This is a genomic window from Candidatus Profftia sp. (ex Adelges kitamiensis), assembly GCF_020342455.1.
Taxonomy (GTDB): Bacteria; Pseudomonadota; Gammaproteobacteria; order Enterobacterales; family Enterobacteriaceae; genus Profftia.
Genome location: NZ_CP080506.1, coordinates 570,266 through 584,462, shown reverse-complemented (window position 1 = coordinate 584,462; position 14,197 = coordinate 570,266). Strand labels below are relative to the sequence as shown.

General features: G+C 27.0%; 9 protein-coding genes. All 9 read left to right on the top strand.

The genetic code is table 11. The features are described from left to right. The first annotated feature begins 789 nt into the window (after positions 1–789). The 9 genes from K0T98_RS01535 (at position 790) to tuf (ending at position 12,995) form a co-directional block, all read left to right on the top strand. The gene (locus K0T98_RS01535) at positions 790–1,968 is read left to right on the top strand and encodes a phosphoglycerate kinase (RefSeq protein WP_225639648.1); all 1,179 of its coding nucleotides are present in this window, start codon (positions 790–792) and stop codon (positions 1,966–1,968) included. Positions 1,969–2,092: 124 nt separating this feature from the next. After that, on the top strand, positions 2,093–3,175 hold the full coding sequence (gene fbaA, locus K0T98_RS01530; protein WP_225639647.1) for a class II fructose-bisphosphate aldolase: 1,083 nt from the start codon (positions 2,093–2,095) through the stop codon (positions 3,173–3,175). A 4,202-nt stretch (positions 3,176–7,377) separates the two neighbouring features. Beyond that, positions 7,378–7,770, top strand: coding sequence for a sulfurtransferase complex subunit TusD (tusD, locus tag K0T98_RS01525; protein ID WP_225639646.1), 393 nt, complete (start codon positions 7,378–7,380; stop codon positions 7,768–7,770). Positions 7,771–7,774: 4 nt separating this feature from the next. Continuing rightward, positions 7,775–8,140 (top strand): sulfurtransferase complex subunit TusC, encoded by a 366-nt coding sequence (gene tusC, locus K0T98_RS01520; protein ID WP_225639663.1) that lies wholly within the window; start codon positions 7,775–7,777, stop codon positions 8,138–8,140. Between the two features lie 18 nt (positions 8,141–8,158). Next, the gene (gene tusB, locus K0T98_RS01515) at positions 8,159–8,446 is read left to right on the top strand and encodes a sulfurtransferase complex subunit TusB (protein ID WP_225639645.1); all 288 of its coding nucleotides are present in this window, start codon (positions 8,159–8,161) and stop codon (positions 8,444–8,446) included. A gap of 140 nt (positions 8,447–8,586) precedes the next feature. Continuing rightward, on the top strand, positions 8,587–8,961 hold the full coding sequence (gene rpsL, locus K0T98_RS01510) for a 30S ribosomal protein S12 (protein WP_225639644.1): 375 nt from the start codon (positions 8,587–8,589) through the stop codon (positions 8,959–8,961). Between the two features lie 99 nt (positions 8,962–9,060). Continuing rightward, positions 9,061–9,531 (top strand): 30S ribosomal protein S7, encoded by a 471-nt coding sequence (rpsG, locus tag K0T98_RS01505; RefSeq protein ID WP_225639643.1) that lies wholly within the window; start codon positions 9,061–9,063, stop codon positions 9,529–9,531. A gap of 96 nt (positions 9,532–9,627) precedes the next feature. Further along, a complete protein-coding gene (fusA, locus tag K0T98_RS01500; protein WP_225639642.1) occupies positions 9,628–11,754 on the top strand; it encodes an elongation factor G in 2,127 nt (708 codons plus the stop codon). A gap of 56 nt (positions 11,755–11,810) precedes the next feature. Then, positions 11,811–12,995 carry an elongation factor Tu gene (gene tuf / locus K0T98_RS01495; protein ID WP_225639641.1) on the top strand — a complete coding sequence of 395 codons (1,185 nt, stop codon included), beginning with the start codon at positions 11,811–11,813 and terminating at the stop codon, positions 12,993–12,995. Positions 12,996–14,197 lie beyond the last annotated feature (1,202 nt).

Below are 14,197 nucleotides of genomic sequence, written 5' to 3'. Positions count from 1 at the left end.
GTAACTAAATGAATGATAGAGAATATCACTTAAATAAATAAAACTAAACAACTATACAGATTATATACTTTATTCTTAAAATTTTAATTTTTAGTTGTAATACTAAAAGTAAATTTAATTTAAAATTATTAAGATAGTTAGAATAGATATAATAATTTTTTATTTAAAAATATCATTTTTACCACTATAGTTATATAACGATAACTATATCTAATATATCAAGACACAGCACTTAAAATAACAATATTTGCTTTTATAAATCTATTATCAATAGATAAGGTATATCAGCTATAAAATACTAAACTGATTATATAAAAAATATTTTGTTATAAACCTTATGGAAAGATAGGCTATACCTTATTATATCCTTTTTGTTATTACAAATTTATCTCTAAACAGTTTATTTTCCTAATAATTGCAATAACAACCTAAATTTATATAAATAAATAAGTTATGGATAGAATTTTATATATAATATTGTGGATAAAAAATAAATAACATTATCAATCACCTATAGTAATGTACTGATTACATGATATAATTTTATATGATTATTAAATATTTTTATTAATTATATAGTGATAATTAAATTTACTATATTTGATTACATGTACATATTAATTGATCTAGGTACCTATATAAATATTCTTAGTATGCTAATAAGTTATATCTCTTATTATATACAAATCAATACAATAAAAACTCTACACTTATCTTATTCATATCATAAATAGGCTTATACTATTATAATTTTCAATATATTTAATATAATTAACTAAAAGGTTTATTATGTCCATAATTAATATGACAGATTTAGATCTGACCGGTAAGCGTATCTTAATTCGTTCAGATTTAAATGTTCCAATTAAAAACGGCAAAGTTACATCTGATGTACGTATCCGTGCATCTATGCCTACTATAGAAGCAGCCCTAAAACAGGGCGCTCATGTTATGGTGACCTCTCATCTTGGTCGTCCTACTGAGGGTCATTACGATGCAATATACTCTTTACTACCTGTAGTCAACTATTTTAAAGAACATCTTAAATTACCTGTGCGTCTAGTTACAGACTATCTAGATGGCATTGACGTTGCTAAAGGAGAATTAGTTATTTTAGAAAATGTTCGTTTTAATACAGGAGAAAAGAAAAACGACACAATTCTGTCTAAAAAATATGCTGCACTTTGTGATATTTATATCATGGATGCATTTGGTACTGCACACCGTGAACAAGCCTCTACTTATGGCATAGGACAATTTGTTCCTATTGCTTGTGCAGGTCTTCTGTTATCCTCAGAACTATTAGCATTAGGTAATCTTGAACGTCCAATAGTTGCTATAGTTGGTGGTTCTAAAGTTTCTACTAAACTCAACGTTTTGGATACTTTATCTAAAATGGCAGATAAAATGATTGTTGGTGGTGGTATAGCTAATACTTTTATTGCTGCACAAGGGTATAAAGTAGGTAAATCTCTATATGAGAGAGATATGGTACAAGAAGCAAAAAGGCTATTGACTACTTATGATATCCCAGTACCAACAGATGTACGTGTTGCTACTGATTTTTCTGAAAATGCAACTGCAACCATGAAATCTGTAAGTGATATTAAAGATAACGAGCAGATATTGGATATAGGAGATAATTCCGCATATATACTAGCTGCACTTCTAAAAAATGCAAAAACTATTATATGGAATGGCCCAATAGGTGTTTTTGAATTCCCTGATTTTCGTACAGGAACTAAAATTATTGCTCAAGCAATTATTGAAAGTAAGGCATTCTCTATTGCGGGTGGAGGTGATACTATAGCAGCTATAGATATATTGGGTATTTCAGAAAAAATTTCATACATATCTACTGGAGGTGGTGCATTTCTTGAGTTCATTCAAGGAAAAAAACTTCCAGCTGTAGGTATGCTAGAAGCACATGCTAAAAATAATTTGAATTATAGTATTAAGATAAACTAATACTATTCTTTTATAGAATAAACAAGGTTTCTTTTATATGTATTTATTGATCTTAAATAACTAAAATAATTAAAACTACTAAAAAGGTTTATTTTACTACAACCAAATATAGGAAAAATATAGCATGCATAAAATTTTAGATTTTGTTAATCCCGGCGTAATCACTGGTGATGATGTGCAAAAAATTTTTCAGATAGCTAAAGAAAATAATTTTGCATTACCTGCAGTTAATTGTATTGGTACAGATTCTATTAATGCTGTGATGGAAGTTGCTGCAAAAGTAAGTGCTCCAGTTATTATACAATTCTCAAATGGAGGTGCAGCATTTATTGCTGGTGAAGGAGTACGATATCATATTACTCATGATACTGCTGCTGTATTAGGTGCAATCTCTGGCGCATATCACGTACACCAAATGGCTAAACATTATGGTATTCCAGTAATACTACATACTGATCATTGCTCTAAAAATCTTTTACCATGGTTAGATGGACTTTTAGATCATGGAGAAAAATACTTTGCAACTACCGGAAAACCGCTATTTTCATCTCACATGATTGATTTATCCGAAGAATCACTAGAGGAAAATATTAAAATATGTTCTAAATATTTAGCCCGCATGTCCAAAATAAACATGACACTAGAAATTGAACTAGGTTGTACCGGGGGGGAAGAAGATGGTATAGATAACAGCAATATTGATATTTCTACACTGTATACTCAGCCAGAAGATGTAGAATATGCTTATAATAAGCTAAATTTAATTAGCCCACGTTTCATTATAGCAGCTTCTTTCGGTAATATACACGGAGTTTACAGACCGGGTAATATAAAATTAACCCCCAGTATTTTACATAAATCTCAGAATTATATTTCTTATAAACATAATCTACCACACAATTATATCAATTTTGTATTTCATGGGGGTTCTGGATCAAATACTGCAGATATCAAAGAAGCTATAAGCTACGGAGTAGTGAAAGTTAATATTGATACTGATACACAATGGGCGACCTGGGAAGGTCTATTAAATTACTACAAAGAAAACAAAAGTTATCTTCAGACCCAACTAGGTAATCCAGATGGTATAGATAAACCTAATAAAAAATATTACGATCCAAGAGCTTGGTTGCGAGCTGCTCAAAATAGTATGATAGTTCGTTTAGAACTAGCATTCGAAGAACTAAACTGCAAAAAAATTCTATAATTTTTTCACAATGTTTTCACTCTAATTGAGACTATTAATAATATTCAAAATAATATATCTATGAAAAGGTAATCATAAGTACTATATCAATTAATTACCTATAGAATATCATTCTAATATATGTAATACTATATTAGTTTTCTTAATATTACAGACTTTATAGTCTGTAATATTATTTAATATTTAGTCTAAAGATATAGAATAAAATATATAAATTATATTAATAAAAAGAATTATATATAGATAATATACATATAGTATTTTTATACTAATAAGTAATACTTAAGTTATTAAAGTAAGTATTACAAATAATAATACGAGATAATTTTTTATGGAGAATAGATAGTATTAAATAATACTAAATTATAGTAGTATTTAATACTGATTATTATCATCTTGATGATAATTTATTATTTTTTTAATGTATATATGATTTTAATATAAGGACATATATCTTATTTGAAATATCTTAACTTAAATTAATATATATATTATATACTGTATAATAATATTTTTATATATTAAATAAGTATAATAAATGATACGTATCATAATACCATTTTTATCAATATTAAAATTATTATAGTACATAAAATTACCATATTAATCATCATTACTTTATAATAGATGATACATTAAATAAATATAACTTAATAATTACATCAAATTATATAAACTTTAACTCAGTATATGTAATATAATTTCTCAGATATTTTAAATTTACTTAATCTATACAGTAGAAATATAAAATTTAAAAAATATCTTATCGTAAATAATTAATAATAACGTAGTTTTATAATAAATATAGTTTATTATAGTAATGTACTACTATTACATTAAATAGTCAAAATATTATTAAAATAAATATTTACCTTGATTTATTAAATCAATTTATGCTCTCAGTAATATATAATAAAGTGTAGATAGATTATATTCTTAAAATAGTAAGTAACCTTATTATATAAAAATTTTATTACCTAACATAAATTATTTTAATACATAGAAATTTATTTCATAAGCTAATATGAATTGAAATACATAAAATCATGAATATAACAATAGCAATTTACTATTCATTTAATAAAATATTAAAAATATTTTATTACTTTTACTAGAAATATACTATTCAATAGTATATTTTTACGTAAAGTTATTTAACTTAAATTTTTTAAGAATGATTTAAAATTATTTATCTAAACTAACTTTTTTTAAGAAATTGTCTATTTTTGTGTATTATAATTACTAGCAAAGACTACCTGTCATTATAATTATCAATATATTGACAACAAAGATAACAACTATCAAGATATATATAAAAACATAATAAGAAATGAAATATGAATCTCAATACAGATAAGTACATGATAAATTATGTCTAATAAAATAAGACCTATGCACAATATTTTGAAATGATATTTCAAGTTATTATCTAAAAATAAGATAATACATTTACCACTAATAGATTATTTTTATATTAACAATAAAATGTAGTGATATTTTGTTGCTTAATATTAAAAAGATTTAGAAATACTAAAATAGTAGTATATACAACCTATAACATATTTAATTATTTGTAATACAAGAAGATATCAAAATAAGTTAATAGATAAAAATACAATTTTACGAATAAATTAAAAAATTGTTTATTTTCCTTTAAATAACTTAATTATTGACTGTACTTAATACAATCTAAATTTAAAATATAGTCATAGAAAAATTATTAATCTAAAAAAATTACTGATGTTAAAATTAATAATATTACAATTTTAATAAAACTACTTGACAGTATTTAATATAAAATTATTACTATATTTAAGGAGTATTTTAAGTTTATATATCTATGTAATAATTGCTAAATAAATTAAATTAAATTAAATTAAATTAAATTAAATTAAATTAAATAATCATATTATAAATACTAAGTAATTTGTTTATCAAATAAACTTTGTTATAAATTTTTTATGTAATCTTATATAATAATACAATTAATATTGTATTATTACTAGATAGTAACTTATTTAATAAATGATTGTAACTTAATAAAATATTAAATGTATTTAATACTAGATTCTTCGCTACACTATTTTTTTAAATAATAAAATTACATTACTCCTAGTATCCATTAATAAAACTAATAATATATTAGGAACATATTATGTAATATACTGTATAAAATAAATAAGTTATTTATATTGGTTATTTTATTTATACATGCAAGCAAATTAATTTTAAAAAAAAATATATAAATAAAATACATAACCTCATAAAGATAGAAAATAAATATTAATATATCAATATTAAAAATAACAATAAGCTAGGTATTATAAATAACAAACCTCTCTTGTACTAAGATTTCCGAAGTCTTAATTATTAAGATTTGTAGGAAGTATAAATTATACTATAGTGAAGCAACTTACATAGACTATATTTTATATTATTTACTCTACTTATGTCAAACTTATAAAGTTTAATAATAAATATTAAGTTAATTTATTAAATAAAGGCGATATAAATAAAAATAATTAGCACTATGAGGTTAACTTTTATTAAAAACATCATAATAATATTATTTATAATAAACTTTATTATAATATTTTATAATTTTTATACCTTATTACATAGAAATAAATAATTAGAAATGGTTTCTATAATAGAAATATTCTTCTAACTTTAAAAAATACTTTAAGAAAAAACATTTCAACACAAATACATAGGTACCTCTATTCAATAAATTATATTGATGAATTCATACTATATAAATGCTATAGCAAATATCTAAACATTTTAATTAATATTAAACATATAATTTTTATATTTATTCTATTTTTTAAATTACTATAGTAGTCAAATACTACATTTAATTAATGATGTTATTATTAATAAATAATATAATATAAAACGCTTTATAAAACATAGAATATCAATTCTTTAGGTATTATAAGTAAAAATATTTAAATATTCTTGAGACATCTATAAAATTATGATCAACATCTATTGTTTATATAATAATCTTATCTTTAGATAGATACTCTTAACATATACATTATACCTATATTATTTATTATTATTGCCATACAAAGGGGCATATCTGGTATATAAACTAAAATTTAGTATAATACTCTTGACATAAAAATATATTTTTTATACTTTTATTAAAGATAATAATATCTTAATAATAAACACATACCTTACTAAGAGTTATCCGTTCTTAATTATAATTTTATTAAAATATAGCTTAATCTAAAAAGATACAAATCTTATAATAGTTAAATATTATTATACAAATATAATTAAAATAAATAAAATTTTAGTTATATATAGATCATCTATTAATATTGCATAATAAAGTATACCAATAAAAGATTGATCCTATATTCAATATAATAAAACATTTTTTATAGAAAATATTCTTTAATACATTTATAGAAATACTTCAGTCAATGTTTACTGTTAAAAAGGAGTTGTCTTTAATGTTTAATAAGTTTAATATATATTATTACTCAAAATCTATAAATCTAATAAATGATGATCTCTATTAATTTAGAATAAAATAGAGATATGTATTCATATGTTAATTATTAATTATTAATTATTAATTATTAATTATTAATTATTAATAATTAATAATTAATAATTAATAATTATAGAATTATATGCATACAACCTTAAAATAAGAAGTATAATATATCAATATCAATAAAAATATTTAGTAAGTTAATAAAAATTATAAATCTTCTTGGATCATTAATAAATTACGATAGTATCGTCTACTAGAATACAGTAAATTATAAATTGGTGTTTATAATAAAATTATCTCTTATAATATAAGATATAGGTATGGAGTGAATAATGTAATTATTTTGAATATAAAATTCATTCACTTAATCTTTTATACTGTTTAGAGGATTTTTTCTAGCAAACTAGAGATATTACTTTAATCTATTAATCTAAATTCTATCACACATCATTTTTTTTGGAATAAAACTATGTAAGTATATAATTTATTCAGCCAATACTAATTAGTATTACTACTATTCAGTACACAATATAAATGATTAATAAGAAATATAAATCTATAATGTCTTTAATATTATCAAAAGTTACTTAGTTAAGATATAACTAGTTTAGTATTTTTAATAAATATTATAAAATTTATATTTATACTAATATAAAAGCGATAACATACAGAGTACAGAACATTAATGCTTATTTATTCCCTACTTGTCACCGGCCCAGCATACGGCACTCAGGCAGCTAGTAGCGCCTACCAATTTGCACAAGCTATTATTGTTAATGGGTATCGTTTAATGAGTGTATTCTTCTATCGTGAGGGGGTATATAACGCTAATATACTCACATCAACTGCAAATAATGAATGTAATCTAGTACGCGAATGGCAAAATCTTGCTCAAGCAAATAACATAATTTTAAATGTTTGTATTGCAGCTGCTTTGCGTCGTGGCGTAATATCACATCATACAGCTGATGAACCTGAACTGTCGTTCTATAATTCACAAGATAGTTGTTTTATATTTAGTGGTCTAGGATCATTAGCTGAAGCGATTCTTAATAGCGATCGTGTGATTCAGTTTTAAAGATATCAGCATGAAACGTTTAGCTTTTGTATTTACGCAGCCTCCACATACAACAAGCGTAGGAAGAGAGGGATTAGACGCACTACTAGCATTATCATCCTTTAGCAAGGATATTCAGGTTTTTTTTATAAGTGATAGTATTTTACAACTCATACCAGATCAAAAACCCACTATTATTCTTTGCCATAATTATATAGTTACTTTTCCAGTTATGTCACTATACGATATAAAAGAAATATATATATGTTCAGAATCAATAAATGAAAAAGGTCTACAAGGATTCAAAGAATGGATTATTAAAGTTAAGGTTATTACTGCCATGCAAATTAGATATAAACTTGAACAACGAGATGTTGTATTAACCTTCTAGTCTCAGGGAGAGTTGTATATGTTACATACGATGAGTAAATCTCCCAATAAAGCAGATTTTACAACTCTTTGTGCAATAGTGAATAAGAATGATGCTATAATATTAATACAGGACGGTATTTTATGTGGATTGGTTAATACCTATTCTCTTAGAAACCTTAGGTCTATTTCGACATTTTTATATGCACTTAAAGTTGATGTTTATGCTAGAGGATTAAGTGCAAGACTTTCATCTAATATTGTACTTATAAGCTATAATCAATTTGTTGAGTTAAGTGTAAAACATAAGCAACAGTTATATTGGTAAACAATCAATTTTTATATTTCTTAACACCTATATTTAGTACCTATAAAATGCTGCTTTAATAATTTTTACCACTCTTTATAAAGAGTTATAATACTTGCTTAAGAAGTAAAAAACAAAGTAAATACTGGGAGCATCATAAAATGACAACAATCAACCAATTAGTACGTAAACCACGATGTAGAAAAGTTACTAAAAGCAATGTCCCTGCTCTACAATCTTGTCCACAGAAACGTGGCGTATGTACTCGTGTATATACTACTACTCCTAAAAAACCAAACTCAGCATTGCGTAAGGTTTGTCGTGTGCGTTTAACTAATGGTTTTGAAGTGACTTCATATATTGGTGGTGAAGGTCATAATCTGCAAGAACATAGCGTAGTACTCATTCGGGGGGGGCGTGTAAAAGACTTACCAGGTGTTCGTTATCATACAATTAGGGGTACTCTAGATTGTTCAGGAGTTAAAGACCGTAAGCAATCACGCTCTAAATACGGAATGAAGAAAACAAAAACTTAATAAGTATTATATTAAGTAAAAATAAGACTTTTAAAGCTTTAAGCTAAATGATAAATATAATTTTTTATAAATCACATAAATTAAAACGGGAGTATTTCTATGCCACGTCGTCGCGTTATTGGGCAGCGTAAAATTCTACCAGATCCTAAATTTGGATCAGAATTGCTAGCTAAATTTGTTAATATTCTCATGGTAAATGGAAAAAAATCAACCGCAGAAGCAATTGTATATACTGCATTAAAAACATTAGCAAAACGTTCTAATAAAGAAGAACTGGAAGCTTTTGAAATAGCATTAGATAATGTACGTCCAGCAGTAGAGGTTAAATCTCGTCGCGTTGGTGGTTCTACTTATCAGGTACCAGTAGAAGTACGTCCAGTGCGTCGCAATGCCCTAGCAATGAGGTGGATTGTTGAAGGTGCTCGTAAAAGGGGTGATCAATCTATGGCAATTCGCTTAGCCAATGAGCTTTGTGATGCTACAGAAAATAAAGGTGCTTCAGTTAAGAAACGCGAAGATGTTCATCGTATGGCTGAAGCTAACAAAGCGTTTGCTCACTACCGTTGGTAATATCTTTTATAAAGTTATCAGTTAAATTATTAACTCAAGAAAGAAGGCCTAATATAGGTTACTTTAATTTAAAAGTTCTAGTAATAGAGGAATCTAATGGCTCGTACAACACCTATTTCCCGTTACCGTAATATAGGTATAAGTGCACACATAGATGCCGGTAAAACCACTACTACCGAACGTATCCTTTTTTATACCGGTGTAAACCATAAAATAGGTGAAGTTCATGACGGTGCTGCTACTATGGATTGGATGGCACAAGAACAGGAACGTGGTATTACCATTACATCTGCTGCGACTACTGCATTTTGGTCTGGTATGGCTAAACAATTTAAACCACACCGTATAAATATCATTGATACCCCAGGACACGTTGATTTTACAATAGAAGTAGAACGTTCAATGCGCATTCTTGATGGTGTAGTAATGGTTTACTGCGCTGTTGGAAGTGTTCAACCTCAATCTGAAACTGTATGGCGTCAAGCAAACAAATATAAAGTCCCACGAATAGCTTTTATTAATAAAATGGACCGTATGGGTGCTAATTTTTTTAAAGTTATTAATCAAATTAAAACTCGTCTAGGTGGTAACCCAGTACCATTACAACTAGCAATTGGTTCTGAAGAAAACTTTACAGGGGTGATTGACTTAGTGAAGATGAAAGCCATACAATGGAATGACGCTGATCAGGGAGTAACCTTTAAGTATGCAGCAATTCCTATGGATATGATATCTTTAGCTGAAAAATGGCATCATAACTTAATAGAATCAGCAGTAGAAGCTTCAGAAGAGTTAATGGAAAAATACTTAAACAGTGAAGATCTTACCGAAAAAGAAATAAAAAAAGCTTTACGTAAGCGCGTTTTAAATAATGAAATTATTCTTGTAACCTGTGGTTCTGCATTTAAAAATAAGGGTGTACAAGCAATGCTGGATGCAGTAATAGATTATTTACCATCTCCTATGGAAGTACCAGCAATTAGCGGTATTTTAAATGATGGTAAGGATACCCCCGCTGAGCGTAGAGCTAATGATGAAGAACCATTTTCTGCTTTAGCTTTTAAAATTGCTACTGATCCTTTTGTTGGTAACTTAACTTTTTTTCGTATTTACTCAGGAGTAGTACACTCTGGAGATACTGTACTAAACTCAGTGAAATCTGCGCGTGAACGTTTTGGTCGTATCGTCCAGATGCATGCAAATAAGCGCGAAGAGATTAAAGAAGTTCGCGCAGGAGATATAGCTGCTGCTATAGGTCTAAAGGACGTAACTACTGGTGATACACTATGTCATCCAGATTTTCCAATTATTCTAGAAAGAATGGAATTTCCAGAACCAGTAATATCTATCGCTGTAGAACCGAAAACTAAAGGTGATCAAGAAAAAATGGGTTTAGCTCTAAGTCGTTTGGCTAAGGAAGATCCTTCATTTCGTGTATGGACTGATAAAGAATCTAATCAAACTATTATTGCAGGTATGGGTGAGCTTCATCTAGATATTATCGTAGACCGTATGAAAAGAGAATTCAATATTGACGCTAACATAGGTAAACCTCAGGTGGCTTACCGTGAAACTATTCGTATCAAAGTAACTGATATAGAAGGTAAGCATATAAAACAGTCTGGTGGTCGTGGTCAGTACGGTCATATTGTTATAGATATATACCCCCTGGAACCTGGTTTAAATCCAAAAGGTTATGAGTTTATTAACGATATTAAAGGTGGTGTGATTCCTGGAGAGTATATCCCTGCAGTTGATAAAGGCATCCAGGAACAGCTTAAATCTGGTCCACTAGCTGGTTATCCGGTAGTTGATCTCGGTGTGCGTCTACATTTTGGATCTTACCATGATGTTGACTCCTCCGAATTAGCATTTAAATTGGCTGCTTATATTGCTTTCAAGAATGGTTTTAAGAAAGCCAAACCAGTTTTACTTGAACCAATAATGACTGTTGAGGTAGAAACTCCGAAAGAAAATACTGGTGATGTTATAGGTGACCTTAGCCGCCGACGTGGTATATTACGTGGTCAAGAATCTTGCATAACTAATGTTATTATTCATGCTGAAGTACCATTATCTGAAATGTTCGGATATGCAACTCAATTGCGTTCTCTAACAAAAGGACGTGCATCTTACTCAATGGAGTTTTTAAAATATAATGATGCACCAAACAGTATTGCTCAAGCTGTTATTGAATCTCGTGGCAAAACCACATTAATTTAACATATTGATCCTGTATGTATTTCTATAGGAAAAGTATAAGAGCAAGGAATAAATTCATGTCTAAAGAAAAATTTGAACGTAAAAAACCACATGTTAATGTAGGTACTATAGGCCATGTTGACCATGGAAAAACTACCTTAACAGCTGCAATTACTACAGTACTAGCTAAAACTTACGGAGGTTCAGCACGTGCATTTGATCAAATAGATAATGCACCAGAAGAAAAAGCAAGAGGTATAACAATAAATACTTCTCATGTTGAATACGATACTAAGAATCGCCATTATGCACACGTCGACTGTCCAGGACATGCTGACTATATTAAAAATATGATTACGGGTGCTGCACAGATGGATGGTGCTATACTGGTAGTTGCTGCTACTGATGGCCCCATGCCTCAGACTCGTGAACATATCTTGTTGGGTCGCCAAGTTGGCGTGCCATACATTATAGTCTTTATGAATAAATGTGATATTGTTGATGATGAAGAATTGTTAGAATTAGTAGAAATGGAAGTTAGAGAACTTCTTTCTCAATATAACTTTCCTGGTGAAAATACTCCTATTATCCGTGGTTCTGCCTTAAAAGCACTAGAAGGTGAAATAGAGTGGGAAAGCAAGATTACAGAACTCGCTGATACTTTAGATTCTTATATTCCAGAACCAAAACGTGCTATAGAAAAACCATTTCTTTTACCAATAGAAGACGTATTCTCCATTTCTGGACGTGGTACTGTTGTAACTGGACGTGTAGAGCGAGGTATTATAAAAGTTGGGGAAGAAGTTGAGATAGTAGGTATTAAGGACACCGTTAAATCTACTTGTACTGGAGTAGAAATGTTCCGCAAACTACTAGATGAAGGACGCGCAGGAGAGAATGTTGGTATTCTTCTGCGTGGTATTAAGCGTGAAGACATTGAACGTGGTCAAGTTTTATCTAAACCTGGTTCTATAAAACCACACACTAAATTCGAATCAGAGGTTTATATTCTAACTAAAGATGAAGGAGGAAGACATACTCCATTTTTTAAAGGATACCGTCCACAGTTTTATTTCCGTACTACTGATGTAACTGGTACTATTGAACTACCAGAAGGTGTGGAAATGGTGATGCCAGGTGATAATATAAAAATGATTGTTACCCTCATCCACCCAATTGCAATGGATGATGGTCTACGTTTTGCAATAAGAGAAGGTGGACATACTGTTGGTGCTGGTGTTGTCGCTAAAGTAATTAATTAACTGTAATATATAGTGTATTAAATTTTAATCAAGGGCATTTAGGAGCCCTTGATTAATTATTTTTATAAAATCAGTTGCTCCTATCAAAAATTAAATTTTAGAAATTAATAAGTACAGTTAAGAAAGAATTCTTATATGAATTGAGATGATTTTAAAAATAATCTTATTACTGTCAATGGTATAAGATTATAGTAATTATTATCGTAACGTTGGATATACTAAAATATTTAATTGTTTATTTGTATTTTACTGAAAATATTATTTTATAACTAAATATTTAACTTTTTTAATATAAAGTAAATTAAACATTATGAAGCAATATTATAATGTATTTATTATTATTTTAATGAATTAGAATGCAATAACTAAAAATATTTAACATTCATCATTCTTTAGTTGCTATATCTATATATATGATATCTAACAAAATAATATTTTATTAATTTACTAGTAAATAATTTTATTTTTAAAAAAACAATTCACTTACTATTAAAAATATATTTAATTTTTAGTAAAGCTATTATTTTTAATAATATATAATAATTACAGATAAATGAATATATTCTCCTCTAAATAATAAAAATAAAAACATTTAATTAAAAATAGATTAATAAAATACCAATAACAATACTTTAATTCTATTGATTTATCTTGTTAGGATATTTATTTAACGTATGTCCCAACGCAATATTGACTAAAATAGTCATTTGCTCTATTTAGAAATTATCTATATAGGTTTATAATACTACTCCTTCAACTCATCAGATTAAGATAAAAGATTTACATATATTTTAATATTCTAGTTAAATACTATTTAATAATCTACATAGAATAATAACAAATGAATTTTTTAAAATTATTTGTATTCTAAGTAATAGAATACCTCTATTATATTTAAAATATAAAAAATTATGGAATGAGTTTTACAGAAATAATCACAATTTCAAATAGAGTTTTCAGAAAAAATTTTTTCTCAAATATACGTATAGATTTATAAAATCTATATACTTATCTATTAACTAATATTATTGTTAAAAACAATAGAAAATATTTACTATTAGTAATAGTATTTTCTCTTATATAATACTTTATTAAAATAATCAATGGACTTATGAATCACTCTAAAATAGATTTATGCCAATAAATATTATATCTATTAACATAATTATTTTATTAAATAAGCACAACAATTATATTAAGCA

Excerpts from the sequence above, each read along its gene's own strand:
- K0T98_RS01535 (WP_225639648.1), top strand. The coding sequence starts at position 790 with ATGTCCATAATTAATATGACAGATTTAGATCTGACCGGTAAGCGTATC.
- fbaA (WP_225639647.1), top strand. The coding sequence starts at position 2,093 with ATGCATAAAATTTTAGATTTTGTTAATCCCGGCGTAATCACTGGTGAT.
- tusD (WP_225639646.1), top strand. The coding sequence starts at position 7,378 with ATGCTTATTTATTCCCTACTTGTCACCGGCCCAGCATACGGCACTCAG.
- tusB (WP_225639645.1), top strand. The coding sequence starts at position 8,159 with ATGTTACATACGATGAGTAAATCTCCCAATAAAGCAGATTTTACAACT.
- rpsL (WP_225639644.1), top strand. The coding sequence starts at position 8,587 with ATGACAACAATCAACCAATTAGTACGTAAACCACGATGTAGAAAAGTT.
- rpsG (WP_225639643.1), top strand. The coding sequence starts at position 9,061 with ATGCCACGTCGTCGCGTTATTGGGCAGCGTAAAATTCTACCAGATCCT.
- fusA (WP_225639642.1), top strand. The coding sequence starts at position 9,628 with ATGGCTCGTACAACACCTATTTCCCGTTACCGTAATATAGGTATAAGT.
- tuf (WP_225639641.1), top strand. The coding sequence starts at position 11,811 with ATGTCTAAAGAAAAATTTGAACGTAAAAAACCACATGTTAATGTAGGT.